This window comes from Erythrobacter sp. F6033, from assembly GCF_023016005.1.
Lineage (GTDB): Bacteria > Pseudomonadota > Alphaproteobacteria > Sphingomonadales > Sphingomonadaceae > Erythrobacter.
Map to the genome: position 1 here is coordinate 728467 of NZ_JALKAZ010000001.1, position 15396 is coordinate 743862.

A 15396-nucleotide genomic window follows, 5' to 3' on the forward strand; every position below is an offset into this window, starting at 1 on the left:
CAGTGAAGCTTCGCACCGTTTTCGCCTCCGCGCTCCTCGTTGCGACTCCTATTGTGGCTGGTTGCACTGCTGAGAGTGCCGAAGTCGAAGAAGGTGTAAAAGACGCGGTAGAGGATGGCCCGACCTTGCCAGAGCGGCTTGTCTTTATGGCGGGCCATGTCGAGGCGGGCATTGCGCTTTACCGTGCAGGTGAAAGCACCGCTGGCGGCCCGCATCTGCTCCACCCGGTTTCGGAAAGTTACGCCGACGAACGTGAGGGGCTGGACGCCATCGGGTTCGATCCTGCGCCGTTCGAAGCGGTGTCTGCCGCTTTGGAAGCGGGCCGTCCTGCTGCCGAAATCGAGCCGCAACTGGCCGCAGTTGAGGCGAACCTTGCTGAAATGCGCGGCAAAGCTGGCGGGGAGCCTGCTGACCTGATCGGTTACCTGATGAATATGATCGCCGAAGAATACGCGATTGGTGTGACTGATGGTGCTGTCACCGATGCGGGCGAGTATCAGGACGCTTGGGGCTTTGCCAAAGTCGCGCGTCAATTGGCGGATGATCCCGGCACACCCAATGCCGAGGCAGTTCGTGCCGAAATCGACGCTTTGATTGCGATGTGGCCTGCCGGTGCGCCGGTTCCACCAGCCGATCCGGCCTCGGCTGAAGACGTGTCTGCGCAGGTTCAGAAAGTGCTGACGACCCTCGGCGCCGTGTAGAACACCGAGGGCTGACCAAGCCGCGCTTTCAGCCAATATCGCTAAACTACCTTGAAGCGGGCGGGCGAAACGTCCATTTGCGCCTTCAATCCGGCCGCTCAATCATGCGGCGTTTTTGTTATTTGAGGCACATGTTTTGACCGATCCTGTAACCCTGCCGATCACCGATCGCGATCAATTCAATGAAAGCGGCGCGCTTTCTGTTGAGACCGTCACCTATGTCCACCACTGGACCGACAGCCTCTTCACGCTGAAAATCACCCGCCCGCCAAGCTTCCGTTTCCGCTCGGGTGAGTTCGTGATGATCGGTCTGCCGGGTGACAATGGAAAGCCGCTACTGCGCGCCTATTCGATGGCCTCGCCCAGCTATGACGAGGAAATCGAATTCCTCTCCATCAAAGTGCAAGACGGCCCGCTGACCTCGCGGCTTCAGCATATCAAGGTCGGCGATCCGATCTATCTCGGCAAAAAGCCGACAGGCACGCTTGTTACCGACGCGCTGCTGCCGGGCAAACGTCTGTTTATGCTGTCCACCGGCACCGGCCTCGCACCGTTTATGAGCCTTGTGCGCGATCCCGAAGTGTACGGCATGTATGACGAAGTGATCGTCGTTCACTCTGTGCGTCACAAGGAAGAACTGGCCTATCGCGAGCTGCTGGAAAGCAAGCTCGAAGGCGATCCGCTGCTCGAAGATGAAGACCGCGAGCGGATGATTTATGTGCCGACTGTGACGCGCGAAGAATTCCGCACCACAGGCCGTATCCAGACGCTGATCGACAATGGCGAGCTGTTCAAGGACAGCAAAGGTCCGCAGAAATTTGATCCCGAAAATGACCGCGTGATGCTGTGCGGCAGCATGGCGATGATCAAGGATCACGCGGCCGATCTGGAAAGTCGCGGCTTTGAAGAAGGCGCGAATAGCAAGCCGGGTCAGTTCGTGATCGAACGGGCTTTTGTGGGGTAAAGCGATCCTGCTGCTTCAGCTATTGGTGAGATAGCCCGTCAGCCTGAATGGCCGATTTTGAGGTGGGAAGCGGACATCGCGTTTCGCCTAATTCGAAATCAGCTCGCTTGGCTTGAAAACCCGCACCACACCTGTTGTTGGATAAGAAACCATAACCACATCGTCGGCGAAGTTTTCGTCTCGGGCCGTTACAGCCGAACCCGCGCCTATGCCTGTGTCAAAAATCACCGGCGCAGCATATGTCGGAGGCGTTGCTGCACCAGAATTTTCTGGGACGGTATTTTCAAAAACTAAGGATTGCCCGGTGGCTGAAACAACCACCAAATCTTTTCTGGTCTGATCATTGGGGCGTACACCCACGAATGAACCTTCAAGAAGAGCCACGGGCACTCCGCCGCTCCAAGAAAAAACCGTTTGAACGAACTCATCGTCTTGATCTTGAGTGATTACAATCAGTCGATGTTGTCCGCCTTCGGTGCCGTCGGTCACCAAAACCGTCATGATTCTGGGCACGGCACTTTTTGTTCCGCGCGAAAATACATCAACGATTGAAAGCTGCGTGGAGGCTTGTGTATCGATTGGCACGACCTCAAGCTCCTCATAGATTTGATCCTCGTTGGAATCGCCAAGCAGCACAAGTTCGTTGGTATTATAATCTATCGCTAGCAGATTATCGAAATTCGAATTGTTAAAAAAATCAGGTTGGTAGAGCCGTTGAGCGAACGACGTTGTGGTTAGATGGCAGAGTGAGCGTCCCTGAGAAGTTTGACTGATCAAGGCATCGTTAAAGACGGTGAACCCGTTTGAATCAGATTGCCTATCAAGACGCACAACAGACAGCCCCTGATTGCGTTGACCGATCCACACAAAATCTTGGCTTGTGTCGACGCGGCCTTGGACAAAGCATGGGTTCGAAATCGAAAAGCCATCTCTGCGCGCGAAAGGCCGGTCCGATGCACTGCTGCTTTCAGTCGTAAACCATGAGACTTCATCATCGGTTTCGCTGGCAACAAGTAGGCCGCTAGCCCAGTCGACGAACGACTGGAAATTGAAGTCCAACGTGCCCTTTTCAAGGAAGGAAACATCCCCAAAAGTTTCAGCTAGGGTTGCTCGATCAAACTGCGAATAGTCGAAATAGCCAAAGCCGCTATCTTCGCCAAAGAAGAGCAAGCGTTCTTGATCACCGCTCATACCGCCATCAATATTTTGCTGCGCTATTACCTCTGAGATGCCGGCATTTGTTTCCGCATTTACATTACCGCTGACAAGTCTGACGCCGGGGTCAAAGACCGCAACGGGCCTTCCTGGGCCTGAAAAACCCCTGACCGCTATCACCACATTCTGCGTGGCTACTGCGCCGCGGCCGTCTTCAGCTCTGATTTCGATTTGGATTTCAACAGTCTCGTCTTGATTCAAAGACGGCGCACGCCACCGTGTTGCGAGCGCGTTGATGTCATCTAAACGGGTGGCCGTAGGACCCGCGACCTGACTCATAGTAATCGTAATTGAATCACCATCTGGATCGGTTGTTCCATCTGCTTCGATAACAAATTGATTTTGCTCTAAAACATTAGTGGTGCTCAACTGAAATTGTATTGTTGGCGCACGGTTCGTCGGCTGAGGGGTAGAGGTAGAGGTCGGCGTTGGAGTATTGCCTGAGCTTCCCCCGCCCCCGCAGCCCGCCAAAGCCAATACCAATATTCCGCAAGTAAGAGACGGTTTAGATCTACCTTTCCAATCAAGGTACAGTTGGGTCCAGAGAATTCTGTTTCGCACTTAGCCCCCGCTTTTCTCACGCAAAATACATATCCAGCGAAGGTATAGGGAAACGCGAAGAACGTCAAAGTTATGTTTTCTAACCAAATTTTTGATTGATCGAGACATATTCCCAATTTGGCCTGCTGAATGGTTCAACTTGCCAAAGTTCTTTCGAAAATGAGCTTCATCGTCCGCAAATGAGTCGTTAGCCGACCCTCCGCAATCGCGGCCCTTGCGCCCACTTCCACCTTTCGCGCTTGACCGCAGACGCTTACCGCGCTTCATTCGGTTCCAGAATAAAACCGAATTCTGGAAGAGAGAACCTGAATGCTCGATACCGCCCACCGCACCGCCTATAACGAAGACCACGAGGCGTTTCGCGACACTGTCCGCAAAGTGCTGGCCGAGCATATGGAGCCTTACCTCGACCAGCACGAGGAAGAGGGCATCGTTCCGCGCGAGGCGTGGAAGGCGTTGGGCGAGGCGGGGATGCTGTGCCCGACCGTTAGCGAAGAGAATGGCGGCCTCGGCCTCGATTTCGGCTTTAACTGCGTTCTGGCGGAAGAGCTTTGCTATCTCGGCACGTCGGCTGGCTTCACTCTGCAAAACGACATCACGGTCAATTATTTCGAACGGCTCGGTAGTGAAGAGCAGAAGGCGAAATATCTGCCCGGCATGATTTCCGGCGATATCATCACCGCCATCGCGATGACGGAGCCGGGTACCGGTAGCGACTTGCAAGGCATCCGCACCACTGCGGTGGAGGATGGCAATCACCTCGTCATCAACGGCTCCAAAACCTACATCACCAACGGCCAGAACGCCGACGTGGTGATCGTGGTTGCGAAAACCGATCCGTCGGCAGGAGCAAAGGGCACCTCGCTGGTGTTGGTCGATGCGGGAACGGAGGGCTTTGAGAAGGGCCGCAACCTCGACAAGATCGGCCAGCACAGCGCCGACACGTCCGAGCTGTTTTTCCAGGATGTGCGCGTGCCCAAAACCAATATCCTCGGCGCGGAGGGGCGCGGCTTCGTCCATCTGATGGAGGAACTGCCGCAAGAACGCCTCAGCATCGCGGTTGGCGCAATGGGCGGGGCACAGCGCGCCTTTGATGAAGCAGTGAAGTTCACCAAAGATCGCAAAGCATTCGGCACCACGGTGTTCGAGTTTCAGAACACCAAATTCACGCTCGCCGATCTGAAAGCGAAATTGCAAGTCGGCTGGGCGCATCTCGATTGGGCCATCGCCCGCCACCTGCGCGGCGAGCTAACCACGGATGAGGCCAGCGCGGCTAAGCTATGGCACACCGAAATGCAGTGGGAGATGGTCGATGCCTGCCTGCAATTGCACGGCGGCGCGGGCTATATGAACGAATACGCCATCGCCCGCCTGTGGCGCGACGCCCGGGTTCAGCGCATCTATGGCGGCACCAGCGAGATCATGAAAGAAGTCGTGAGCCGCGCAATTTAGGGATTACCAGACATGACCGACCCACTCGACTTTACCGGCAAACACGTCCTCGTCATTGGCGGGTCGGGCGGTATCGGCAATGGCATTGCGCAGAGCTTTCGCGCGCGCGGTGCCAGCGTCACTGTCACCGGTACGCGCCCCGATGCAGGCGACTATCTGGAGGCGGAGGACAGCGACTTTACCGGGCTTACCTATGTCCACCTTGATGTGACAAAGCGAGAGGCCGCCGCCGCATTGCCCGATCTGGTCGGCGCGGTTGATGTGCTGATCCAGTGTCAGGGTATCGTGCGCTATGGCCGTCAGGAATTCGAGCGCGAAGGCTGGGACGAGGTTGTCGATGTGAACCTCAATTCCGTAATGGATCTCGCCCGCGCGTTTCATAACGGGCTGGCGGAGAGAGACGGGTCGATGACCGTCGTTTCGTCCGTTGCTGCGTTCAACGCGACTAAGGGCAACCCGGCATACGGCGCGTCAAAAGCGGGTGCGGCGAGCCTTGTTAAAACCTTGGGCGAGGCATGGGCAAAGGACGGCATTCGCGTGAACGGAATCGCGCCGGGCTTTGTCCCGACCAAGATGACCACGGTGACAACCGAACATCCCGAACGCAGCGCGGGCGCACTTGCGATGATCCCGATGCGGCGGTTCGGCACGCCGGAGGAAATGGCGGGCGCCGCGCTGTTCCTCGCATCCCCGCTCAGCTCTTACATGACGGGGCAGACGCTGGTCGTTGATGGCGGCCTGACGCTGAGCTGATCGGCGGTTTGTGCGCTCGTTCGGTTTCAGCCGACTGCTCGCTACGATGAAATGACTGAATGTGAGTGTGGAAACGGACTACAAGGTTTGTGGTAAGTATTAGCCGTCCACTTCTTATGACCTGCAACTTGTAAATCGTGATGGTCATAACCATTTTATATATATCGAGAGCACGTTTTATGCGCCCTTTCGACTGAGAGACAATTGCGCTCCCGCACTAGGGAGATCGCGAGTTGAGCCTCAACAGACTTCTTTATGACCACCAGATCGCTTTGATGAATGCCGCTACGGCAGAACCTCGTCCTGCGCCGAACGGCTGCGTCGATCATCATGAGAACTTGATTCACGAAGCTCGACAAAAACTCGGCGTCGCCCAGTACCCTTTCGCAAAGATCAGGGCCGCTGGCTCACTGTCTTATCACCCAACTACAGACTGAGGAATCTCAAATGATAGCTGCTATCGAAGAACGCACTGCAGATGGTCGCGGTCAAGGTATCTTTACCCTAGGACCATTTAGCAAAGGCGACATTCTCTATGTCGGCGTGCTTGATGATAGGCCGATAACCAATCACTCGCATGCCTCGCAAATCAGCAAGACCAGCTTTGGATTTCACAAGGGATTGAGTTCCAAGTTCAACCATTCGTGCGATCCGAATTGCGGCATCGTGCTCAACGATACCGGCGGCCATAATATTGTCGCGATGTGCGATATCGCTGCCGAAGACGAAGCCACATATGATTACGCAATGCGCAACTACCGGATCGAACATTTCGTCGGCCCATGCGGTTGTGGGAATGCCAATTGTCGCCGGTCAATCACAGGCTGGAAAGACCTGCCTCAGCAACGCAAGCATGACTACGCCGGATTCGTTGCGCCCTACCTTATCGAGATGGACGCCGAGCTTTCGCACCTCGAAAGGATTGATACATGATGATCCCTGACAAGTTCCTTCCGCGCTGCCACCCCCACATGCTGTGTGAGGATGGCGGTATAGACACTTCTCAATGTGAGGCGCTGACGCAAGACATGGCTGAGCTTCGGGAGATGGGCATTATTCTCACCTTGGTGGGAAACTATGCGGTTGGTGCCTATCGATACACCAATCTCAGCGATGCGCTTGCACAAGCACGCAATAATCAACCACAGCTACAAAAACCCCCCGCCGACTAGCGGCGGGGGATAAAGTTGGAGATCAAAAGGCAAATTGCCCTAAAACCCCTCGGGTCGCGTCGTTGCAGATGCACCCTGCATTTCAAGAGCCGGGAGCGGTTAAACCCCCGGCTCTGATTGGTTGGTGTCAGCCCTGCTGTTGGCTGGCTTGGTCCTTGCGGTCCTGGTCCTCGCCCTGCTGGTGTTGCAGGTTTACGGCACGTTTTTTGCCTCCGTCGACTTCGCTGGTTTCATAGCTGAAGCGCTGATCGACCTCGGGGACCTGACCTTCCTGTTGAAGGCTTGCCTTCTCAAAGCGGAGCGCATCGCCACCCTTTTCGGGGGTGATTGAGCCAGTGCCAACGCTGCTGTCGTAATTCTTGATCTTGCCGTAATGCATCATGTGTCATTCCTTCGAACGAGTGTGCAGCGCGCCAGAATAGACCCGGCTGCGACTATGAGGCGGAACTGAAGGAAAGGGCTTCCGACTGTGGAAGCGGTGACCGTCGATTGCGACTGGTAGCTGATCGATAGATGGCTATGGCGGCCCGAGATTACAACGGCACGATGAAGCCTTGTGTCCGTGTCGCGTCTATGTCCACATATGGGTCGCAAACAGAAGGCCTACTTTCAAGAGTGTATGACTTTCCTACATGCGCCAATTTATGCCAACGCGGATACCTAAATTGTCTGAAGAGAGAACTGAGACGAGTTGGAGGGTTGTCATGTGTGTCCTACATGGGCCTTTTCCAAGGAAATCATTGGTTTAACCCTGTAGGCACCGCATGACACATGGCCCAAAGTGTCAAGCAGTGTTGGAAATTATCGCCAAGCCATTGCCCTGGGAATCGGGCCAATGTTGCAAAGGAGAATGACATGAAATTCACCGCACTTGGCCCGTCCGGCCTGATGATTTCGCGCCTTTGCCTTGGTTGCATGACCTATGGTGACACGACCAAAGGTTGGCATGGAGACTGGCTGCTGGGCGAAGAAGACAGCCGCCCGTTCTTTCGCGCGGCGCTGGAAGCAGGGATCAATTTCTTCGACACAGCCAATGTCTATGCGGGCGGCACGTCGGAAGAGATCACCGGAAAGCTGCTGAACGAAATGGCGCGGCGGGACGAGATCGTCGTTGCGACCAAAGCGTATTTCCCGTGGAAGCAGGCTCCAAATTCTGGCGGCAATTCGCGCAAAGCTCTGATGCAGGCGGTCGATGACAGTCTGACGCGGCTGAACATGGATTATGTCGATCTGTTTCAGATTCACCGCTGGGATGATCGCACCCCGATCGAGGAAACGATGGAGGCGCTGCACGACATCGTGAAGGCGGGCAAGGCGCTGCATATCGGCGCATCGTCAATGTATGCGTGGCAATTCGCGAAGGCTCAGGACGTGGCGCGCGCGAATGGCTGGACCCGCTTCATTTCAATGCAAAACCAGCTCAATCTGCTTTACCGCGAAGAAGAGCGTGAGATGCTGCCGCTGTGCGCGGATCAGGGTGTTGGCGTGATTCCGTGGAGCCCGCTTGCCCGTGGCCGTCTGGCGCGGCCTGTGGGTGAGGACACGGTGCGCAGCAAGACCGATGGCGTGGGCAAGATGCTGTACAAGGATGATGAGGCCGCCGATCAGGCGATCATCACCGCGCTGGCGGACATCGCCGAGAAACGCGGTGCATCCATGGCGAGCGTCGGGCTGGCATGGCACTTTACGCTGCCCGCCGTCGCCGCTCCGATTATCGGCGCATCAAAACCGCATCATATCGAAGCCGCCGTGGCCGCGCTCGATATCGAGCTGACTGACGAGGAGCTGAGCGCACTCGAAGCACCATACCGGCCCAAAACGCCAACCGGCATGGGCATGCCGCTGCCTCCGATGGATAAGGTTTCGGTTGTGAAGGACTGACAAAAAAGGCCGCCCCTCACGGAGCGGCCTTAAGGTTGTTTCGGAGAGGGTCCGATTAGAATTCGGCTTTGATGCCAAGCGAGACAGAGGTGCCCACCTGATAGGTGTTGATCTCGATCCGGTTCTCGCCAAGCTGCTGGAATTCGAAATTGTCGCGGCCAAAAATGTTGCGCACTTCGAATGACAGTTCCAGCGGGGTGCCGACGCCGCCGATCTCGGTCCGGGCGACGAAATCGACGGTCAGGCCAGGGTCTTCGACCACATCGGGCAGAGCGCCCCCGCGAAGGGTCACGCGCTCGCTAGAATAGTTGAGAAGGATTGTGGCCTGCTGCGTTTTCTCGGTGTCTTCGATGCCGATGGAGATGTTGCCGACATGGTCCGACTGGCCAACCAACGGGGCGCCATCGTCAAAGATCAGCGCGGCGAGCTGGTTCGGGTTGGAAGTGGTGGGAGAAATGTCGCCAGCGCCGACTTTGATTTGCGATTTTGAGTACGTGTAGTTTGCGAGGAGCAGCAGCTGTTTGGTTTCAAAGAATGTCCCGCCAAGGCCGAACAGGTCGATGCCATAGGCGAAGTCGATCTCGGCCCCGTAAAGCTCGGCACTCGGCGCGTTGGCAAAGCTGGTCAGCACCTGACCTGAGGCGGAGATCAGTGTGTTCTCGATCGGGTTGTCGATCTCTTTGTAGAAACCGGCAAGGCTGATCCGGTTGGGCCCGCCGAAATAGTATTCGGCGCGGGCTTCGGCATTGATCAGCTCGCTATCGGTCAGCAACGGGTTGCCGCGAAAACGGCGGTTGGATTCGGGATCGAAATAGGTCTGCTCGACCAGCTCGCGAAATTGCGGGCGGGCGATGGTTTTCGAAGCGGATAGGCGCAATTGGAAGTCTTCCAGCGGCTCCCACGTGATCGTGCCGCCGGGCAGAAAATAATCGTTGTTGTTGTTGGTCGGCGTCGCCCCGGCGATAGGAGTGTTGAAGATTGTCTGATCAAGAGCGACGAATTGCGCGGCGTCTTCGTAACGGACACCGGCTTCGATTGTCAGCGTTTCAAATGGCAGCCAACGGAACAGGCCGTAGCCCGCCTTTGTTTCGATCCCTGCGTCAAACACGGGAAAGGGTGATGCCTCGGTCAAGGTAACGTTGAACCCGGCGAGGGTTGCATCGTTGATGATCTGTCCGGGACGGCGCAGGCCAAGAGCCGGGACGATGGAATCGTCCAGCACATCGCCCGAGATGAAAGGGCGGAACTCGCGGCTGGAAGAACGGCGGGTGGTGTCGGAATAGGCACCGCCAACGGTCACTTCGAAGCTGTCGAAAAGTTCGTAAGAAAGGTCGGCTCCGGCGAACCAGAGCTCTTCCTGCAGATCATCGAAGGCAACCGTTGTGATACCAGCGTCGGAAAGCTGGTTGAAATAGGCGACGAAGAAATCGCCATACGGATCGCCGGGGATGTTTGTGCGGGTGTAGCTGACGGTGGTGTTGAAAGGAGCTTCGCGATCGGTGCGGGCATAGCCGCCGCGCAGATCGATATTGACGCGGTTGAAATCAAGCTCGGCAACAAGCTGCGTGTCGATCAATTGCCGTTCGAAAAACGCGGTCTGCTGGGTCTGGAAATCGAACCCGTCAAAGCCGGGCAGAATATCGGTACCCTGCTCAAGTCGCGAGGTTTTGAGCGTGTCGCGGATGTAGAGATTGGTCCAGCGGATTGTGTGCTCGCCAAAGTCGAGACCGATCCCGATGAGGCCGTTTACGAGGACATTCTCGTCGGTGATAAACGTGCTGAAATCCTGGAACAGTTCGGACAGGTCCGAGCTGCCGCCTTGGCTGATCACCGTGCGATTGCGGAGGCTGTTTTTGATCGAAGCGGTGGCGATGATGCCGAGATACGTGTCTTCGCCAAGTTCGATGGATGCGCCGCCGGTGATCGAGCCGGAATAGTTCGGGCGCTCATTGCCTTCTTTCAGGAGGGTGACGAGATTTGTTGGCAACAATTCGCCAGCAATTGCTTCGGACGTTGCAAGATCGACGCTGCCGATACGTTCGCCGCTATCGAGGAAGGCCTGAAGGTTTGGCGGGACGTCGCGCAATCCGGTGTCGAAGCCGAAGGAGTCGAGATCAGAACCAGCATAGGTCAGGCTGTTTTCAAATGTGGTTTCGCTGTCGCCGCTGATCGAGAAGCTGACGCTGAGGAAATCCTCGACCGGCACGGCTTTGGTGGTCAGGTTGATAACGCCGCCGCCAAATTCGCCGGGATAGTTGGCCGAATAGGTTTTTTGGACGAGAGACGATGCGACAACGTTGGTCGGAAAAATATCAAGCGGGACAACCCGGCTCAGCGGTTCCGGACTTGGCAACGGAAGCCCGTTGAGCAGCGCGAGCGAATATCGATCACCCAAACCACGCACAAAGACGCGGCCATCGCCCACCACGGCAAGGCCAGACACGCGGCCCAGCGCGCCGGCGATATCGCTTTCGCCCGTGCGGGCAATATCGGCTTCGGAAAGGACGTTAAGAACCTGCGTAGAATTTCGCTCGGGATTGCGATTGCGCCGACCGGTCACGATAATGCCGCCGCCAGGTACCGAAATGTCGGGCTCTTCCTGGATCTCTTCGGCGTCCTGCTCCGGTTCTTCGGCATTTGCCGGAGGCTCGTCCGCAGACTGCGCGTACAGAACACTCGGAAAGCTGAGCGATGTGGTGAGAAGCAATAACCCTGCGAGGCGTGTGCCGGTCGACATAATACGAGACCCCTTCGATCTTAGGTCCGGAAACGTGATGGGTCTTGCGACCCGGAATTTTAACTGGCGAGGGAGGCACCGGACAAACTGCGCGGTGCCTCCCCCGGATGTGAGTGTCGCCCGATCAGTAAACCGGGAGCGAGGTGCAGGCGCCGGTCGCGCTGCCAAAGTCCATGATCGATGAGTTACAGGTCCAATCGCCGAACACGTCCGTCACACCGATTTCGGCGCGAGCTGTGAAGAAGCTTGAGCGGGCTGTTGCATCAAGCACAGGCACGGCGCTTTCCGTTGCACCGTTGATGAAGGTGCCCGTCAGCGTCAGCGTGCCAACAAGGTTGTTGTTGGTGCCAGCGTCAACAACCGCCTGAACTTCGGTATCGGCGACACCCGACGAACCACGAACAGGGCGGTTCACTCCGTCGCAAATGAGCGAGTCAAAACCGATGATCGCTGCGAGGGTGATCTGTTCGTCAATGCGGATGCAGACATCGTCAGCGCTATCAACATCGATGACGCCGTTGCTCAGGCCCAGTGCAGGGCCACCGCGTGCCCGGATCGCTTGCGAAGATGAAGAGGAGCGCTGTACGAATGTGAAGCCGTTCACTTGCAGGCGGCTCTGCGGAAGAGCGTTGCCGGGAGTACCGTCAGCAAGATCATCCGGAGAGTCGAATTCGATCAGGCTGTCCCCGGTGCCAGTACGCTGAACGACCAGCACGTTTTGGACATTGGCCTGCGCGCCAGAATCCACATCAAGGGAGTCATCCGACGCACCGATCACGGCGAGATCGCGGACATTTACGGACCCACCGAAGAATTCGACACCATCATCCGAGCTATTGAATGACAGCAGGTTGTTGATGATCGTGCCGGAACCGGTTCCGCCAGTGGTCAGCGATTGAAGTTCATTCGACTGCTGTAGTTCGAAACCCGAATACCGGATCTGGTTGAAGGTGAATGAGCCTGAGCTGTCCGCGCTGTTCGTGCCGCCAAAAGGAGTGGCGACCACGGTGCCTTCGAGCTGTTGTTCGCATTGCGGGTTGGCATTGGGCGCGGCGGCTGTGTTGAAAGTCTGGTCGGAGCAATCTGATACCGGCGCGCGGCCCAGCAGCACGACGCCGCCCCATTGTGCCTGACTGTTATCATTGCTGAGGCCCAGCACGTTGTCACGGCTGGTCCAGACGATTGGCATCGTCGCCGTCCCGTCCGCTTCGATAGTGTTGCCGCGATTTACGACAAGGAACGATTCAGCCTGTGCGAAGAAGATCACGCCCGGCTCAACTGAAAGGGTCACATCGGTGTTGGTGCTGTTGAACCCCTGATCGGTGCCAACGTTTACGCGGCCATCGATCTGGTAAAGCAGGCCGTTCACAAATGGCAGATTGTCATCGACTGTGAATGTCGATGGAAGGCGGCATACGCGGTACTCACCGGTTGGCCCTGTGATCGTGCCTGCATTGGTCAGACCGCCGGCCGTGTTGATCGTCGGGCAACCTGCCGCCGGAGTGACAGTCGCTCCGCCGGTCGGCGTCGCTGTCGGCGTTGGGGAAGGCGACGGGTTGTTGATGATGATATCACCACCAGTGCCAGGCGAGACAATTTCATCTGCGCCGCAGCCAGCAAGAGCAACAGTGCTGGCGCCAAGAACGAGAATACGTTGAAAATTTTTCACAGCGAGCGGTCCCCTAAAAAAACCGAGAATCGGATCACGCGATCAGACGCGCTGGGACCCCGCTAGTGATGAGTCGTGACAGTTTTTTTTCTGAGTTACGGTTTCAATTCACTATCCACATGCTTTTTCGATTGTGACACTTTTTGGTCAATTGGTGCGTTTGAATTCACCTTGAAGAGCAAAATTCCGCTGGATGTGATAAGATTTATTACACAAGAAAAACAGTGGAATAGATCGAAATGTTTCTCAAAAATTACAGAAATGTCACATATGTTGCAGTTTTATGAATTCTATGTCACATTCCTAAATAATCAGAAGGGATGAGGCATATGACACTCACAGCACTTGCGATTGCGCTGGCGGCATCAAATCCGGCTGCAGATACAAGCGCCGCACAAACTGATGCGACCACTCAACCTGAAGAACTTGGAGCTGCGAGCCTCGCCAAAGGTGAAAGCGGGCAAGCGATCCGCGCGCTTGAGCCTCAGTTGAAATCCAACCCGAGCGATCCGGCGCTTTTGATCAATCTCGGCATCGCGTTTGCGCAAGCTGGCGAAGAAGCCAAAGCTCGCGCGATGTTTAAAGCGGCGATGTCGAGCCATAAGCAGCTTGAGCTTGAAACCGCTGACGGCAATTCAACAGATTCCCGCCGATTGGCTCGCAAGGCGATCGCCATGCTTGATCGCGGGGAATTTCGCCCTGCGAACCGTCTGGTAATGCGCGACTGATCGCGATTTTTAGGCCCCTAAGCGGCGGCATGGTTGCCGCTTTGATGGTCGACCACGTTATTTATGGCGGGCCTCGCCACAGCGGCGAGGCCCGCTTTGTTTTAGGTGTGTAGTTTTGATGGTCTGGGCTCTAAATCCAACGAATGGTTAATTCGCGGTTGTCTAGCCTCTGTCACCTCAATGTCATTTAGGGTAGACATGGCGTGTGGGAAGTGGAGGCTCGGGTCGTGATTCTAGCGCGCGCAGGTAAATATGTGTTGGCTTTGACAGCCAGCTTCTGTGCCATTGCGGCGCAAGCGGATGTTATGGAAATCGACAGCACAGGCGCACGCTGGGTGGCTGGCGGTGTTCCTGCCGCTGCTCCTGCCACCCTTCAAATTACTAGTGCTCAGCGAGCGACGATCGAGACCGCCATCCCTAATGGAGCCGCTGCAAATCCGCAGCACACCGCGCTTGGCGTGCCTGCCCGCTACGCAGCGAAAATTCAGGAACTTGCGGCTCGTTATGATCTCAGCCCATCACTGCTCGAGGCGCTTGTCTGGCAGGAAAGCCGCTGGCGTGAGAACGCGGTTTCTCCCGCTGGAGCCCGCGGGCTGGCGCAATTGATGCCGGGCACTGCGCGTTACCTTGGCGTCGACCCTGACAATCCCGAAGCCAATCTTGAAGGCGGCGCGCGCTATCTGCGAGAGCAACTCAACACGTTCGATGGCGATCTGGAGAAGGCGCTGGCGGCTTATAATGCGGGCCCGGGCCGGGTAATCCGGGCGGGCGGCATACCGAACATTCGCGAGACACAGCATTATGTCGCGGCGATTATGGGGCGTTTGGCGAACCATTCGCGACCTACGACGCGATAATGCCGCATTCATCGATTTGACGTACTCAGTAAGGACAATGGACACCATAATGACTTCGCTCTTTCGAATGCCAGCTCGATTTGCTGCTTTTCTTACCGTGTTCTTGATGCCCGCTGTGGCGTCGGCTCAGGGTGCTGATCCGCAAGGCGCAGGGCCGATCAACAACGCGCTGCTTTGGCTTCAAGGCACGTTGCTGGGCACTGTTGCGACGACTGTTGCTGTTATGGCCGTCGCTGCCATCGGCTTTATGATGCTGACTGGCCGGATGAACTGGCGCTTTGGTGCGACAGTGATCATTGGCGTCTTCATCCTATTTGGCGCGACAACCATTGTCGCTGGCATTCAATCGGCGGTTTAGGAAAGGCGATGAGCGATCTCGTTCGAAATCCGGTGCACCGTGCTCTGACCCGACCTCAGATGTTCATGGGCGTGACGATGAATTTCTTCATCATCAATCTGATGGTGACGACGATCGCGTTTCTTATTCTCAAAAATCTGCTCATCACAAACGGGCTATTGCTGATCGCATTCTTGGTGGTGCCTTTCGTAATGCATACGATTGGCTATTTTGCTTCACTGCGTGAACCGCGCATTTTCGACCTTTGGATCACCAAGGTTTCCAAATGCCCGCGCATCCCGAATTACAAGCGTTGGGGCTGCAACAGCTATACCCCCTGACACGAAGACAACACTGGGCCACCCGAAG

At 56.2% G+C, this 15396-nt stretch carries 15 protein-coding genes; 11 read left to right on the forward strand and 4 right to left on the reverse strand.

The genetic code is table 11. The features are described 5' to 3' along the window. The first annotated feature begins 2 nt into the window (after nucleotides 1-2). Both MWU39_RS03330 and MWU39_RS03335 read left to right on the forward strand, forming a co-directional pair. Nucleotides 3-701: a hypothetical protein gene (locus tag MWU39_RS03330; RefSeq protein ID WP_247158562.1), complete on the forward strand. Its 699-nt coding sequence runs from the start codon at nucleotides 3-5 to the stop codon at nucleotides 699-701. 136 nt (nucleotides 702-837) lie between these two features. Further along, entirely contained in the window at nucleotides 838-1665 is an 828-nt protein-coding gene (locus MWU39_RS03335; RefSeq protein WP_281501065.1) for a ferredoxin--NADP reductase, read from the forward strand. A gap of 87 nt (nucleotides 1666-1752) precedes the next feature. Here MWU39_RS03335 and MWU39_RS03340 read toward each other — a convergent pair whose 3' ends face one another. Next, a complete protein-coding gene (locus tag MWU39_RS03340; protein WP_247158563.1) occupies nucleotides 1753-3249 on the reverse strand; it encodes a hypothetical protein in 1497 nt (498 codons plus the stop codon). 501 nt (nucleotides 3250-3750) lie between these two features. Here MWU39_RS03340 and MWU39_RS03345 point away from each other — a divergent pair. From MWU39_RS03345 to MWU39_RS03360, 4 genes are all read left to right on the forward strand, one after another. Then, a complete protein-coding gene (locus MWU39_RS03345; RefSeq protein WP_247158564.1) occupies nucleotides 3751-4893 on the forward strand; it encodes an acyl-CoA dehydrogenase family protein in 1143 nt (380 codons plus the stop codon). Between the two features lie 12 nt (nucleotides 4894-4905). After that, a complete protein-coding gene (locus MWU39_RS03350) occupies nucleotides 4906-5646 on the forward strand; it encodes an SDR family oxidoreductase (RefSeq protein WP_247158565.1) in 741 nt (246 codons plus the stop codon). Nucleotides 5647-6093: 447 nt separating this feature from the next. Beyond that, nucleotides 6094-6579, forward strand: a complete 486-nt coding sequence (locus MWU39_RS03355; protein ID WP_348646364.1) for an SET domain-containing protein-lysine N-methyltransferase — start codon at nucleotides 6094-6096, stop codon at nucleotides 6577-6579. Further along, a complete protein-coding gene (locus tag MWU39_RS03360; RefSeq protein ID WP_247158566.1) occupies nucleotides 6576-6818 on the forward strand; it encodes a hypothetical protein in 243 nt (80 codons plus the stop codon). The genes MWU39_RS03355 and MWU39_RS03360 overlap by 4 nt, the downstream gene beginning before the upstream one ends. 127 nt (nucleotides 6819-6945) lie before the next feature. On the opposite strand, the gene MWU39_RS03365 is transcribed toward MWU39_RS03360, so the two are convergent. Continuing rightward, nucleotides 6946-7200 (reverse strand): cold-shock protein, encoded by a 255-nt coding sequence (locus MWU39_RS03365; RefSeq protein ID WP_247158567.1) that lies wholly within the window; start codon nucleotides 7198-7200, stop codon nucleotides 6946-6948. Between the two features lie 473 nt (nucleotides 7201-7673). Here MWU39_RS03365 and MWU39_RS03370 point away from each other — a divergent pair, with 473 nt between their 5' ends. Beyond that, a complete protein-coding gene (locus MWU39_RS03370; RefSeq protein ID WP_247158568.1) occupies nucleotides 7674-8699 on the forward strand; it encodes an aldo/keto reductase in 1026 nt (341 codons plus the stop codon). Nucleotides 8700-8754: 55 nt separating this feature from the next. Here the strand turns inward: MWU39_RS03370 and MWU39_RS03375 are convergent, their stop codons facing one another. Together MWU39_RS03375 and MWU39_RS03380 are read right to left on the reverse strand one after the other, a co-directional pair. Beyond that, nucleotides 8755-11436, reverse strand: a complete 2682-nt coding sequence (locus MWU39_RS03375; protein WP_247158569.1) for a TonB-dependent receptor — start codon at nucleotides 11434-11436, stop codon at nucleotides 8755-8757. Between the two features lie 124 nt (nucleotides 11437-11560). Further along, nucleotides 11561-13105 (reverse strand): hypothetical protein, encoded by a 1545-nt coding sequence (locus tag MWU39_RS03380; RefSeq protein ID WP_247158570.1) that lies wholly within the window; start codon nucleotides 13103-13105, stop codon nucleotides 11561-11563. A 329-nt stretch (nucleotides 13106-13434) separates the two neighbouring features. Between MWU39_RS03380 and MWU39_RS03385 the strand changes: the two genes are divergently transcribed. The 4 genes from MWU39_RS03385 to MWU39_RS03400 all read left to right on the forward strand — a co-directional run bounded on the left by MWU39_RS03385 (nucleotide 13435) and on the right by MWU39_RS03400 (nucleotide 15368). Continuing rightward, nucleotides 13435-13833, forward strand: a complete 399-nt coding sequence (locus tag MWU39_RS03385; RefSeq protein WP_247158571.1) for a tetratricopeptide repeat protein — start codon at nucleotides 13435-13437, stop codon at nucleotides 13831-13833. A 305-nt stretch (nucleotides 13834-14138) separates the two neighbouring features. After that, nucleotides 14139-14690 carry a lytic transglycosylase domain-containing protein gene (locus MWU39_RS03390; protein WP_247160292.1) on the forward strand — a complete coding sequence of 184 codons (552 nt, stop codon included), beginning with the start codon at nucleotides 14139-14141 and terminating at the stop codon, nucleotides 14688-14690. 49 nt (nucleotides 14691-14739) lie between these two features. Continuing rightward, on the forward strand, nucleotides 14740-15048 hold the full coding sequence (locus tag MWU39_RS03395) for a TrbC/VirB2 family protein (RefSeq protein ID WP_281501066.1): 309 nt from the start codon (nucleotides 14740-14742) through the stop codon (nucleotides 15046-15048). An 8-nt stretch (nucleotides 15049-15056) separates the two neighbouring features. Continuing rightward, nucleotides 15057-15368, forward strand: a complete 312-nt coding sequence (locus MWU39_RS03400; RefSeq protein WP_247158572.1) for a VirB3 family type IV secretion system protein — start codon at nucleotides 15057-15059, stop codon at nucleotides 15366-15368. The last annotated feature ends 28 nt before the right edge of the window (nucleotides 15369-15396 follow it).

Bases quoted from the DNA above. Each gene is read 5' to 3' on its own strand.
- MWU39_RS03345 (WP_247158564.1), top strand. From the start codon at position 3,751: ATGCTCGATACCGCCCACCGCACCGCCTATAACGAAGACCACGAGGCG.
- MWU39_RS03350 (WP_247158565.1), top strand. From the start codon at position 4,906: ATGACCGACCCACTCGACTTTACCGGCAAACACGTCCTCGTCATTGGC.
- MWU39_RS03355 (WP_348646364.1), top strand. From the start codon at position 6,094: ATGATAGCTGCTATCGAAGAACGCACTGCAGATGGTCGCGGTCAAGGT.
- MWU39_RS03360 (WP_247158566.1), top strand. From the start codon at position 6,576: ATGATGATCCCTGACAAGTTCCTTCCGCGCTGCCACCCCCACATGCTG.
- MWU39_RS03365 (WP_247158567.1), bottom strand. From the start codon at position 7,200: ATGATGCATTACGGCAAGATCAAGAATTACGACAGCAGCGTTGGCACT.
- MWU39_RS03370 (WP_247158568.1), top strand. From the start codon at position 7,674: ATGAAATTCACCGCACTTGGCCCGTCCGGCCTGATGATTTCGCGCCTT.
- MWU39_RS03375 (WP_247158569.1), bottom strand. From the start codon at position 11,436: ATGTCGACCGGCACACGCCTCGCAGGGTTATTGCTTCTCACCACATCG.
- MWU39_RS03385 (WP_247158571.1), top strand. From the start codon at position 13,435: ATGACACTCACAGCACTTGCGATTGCGCTGGCGGCATCAAATCCGGCT.
- MWU39_RS03390 (WP_247160292.1), top strand. From the start codon at position 14,139: ATGGAAATCGACAGCACAGGCGCACGCTGGGTGGCTGGCGGTGTTCCT.
- MWU39_RS03395 (WP_281501066.1), top strand. From the start codon at position 14,740: ATGACTTCGCTCTTTCGAATGCCAGCTCGATTTGCTGCTTTTCTTACC.
- MWU39_RS03400 (WP_247158572.1), top strand. From the start codon at position 15,057: ATGAGCGATCTCGTTCGAAATCCGGTGCACCGTGCTCTGACCCGACCT.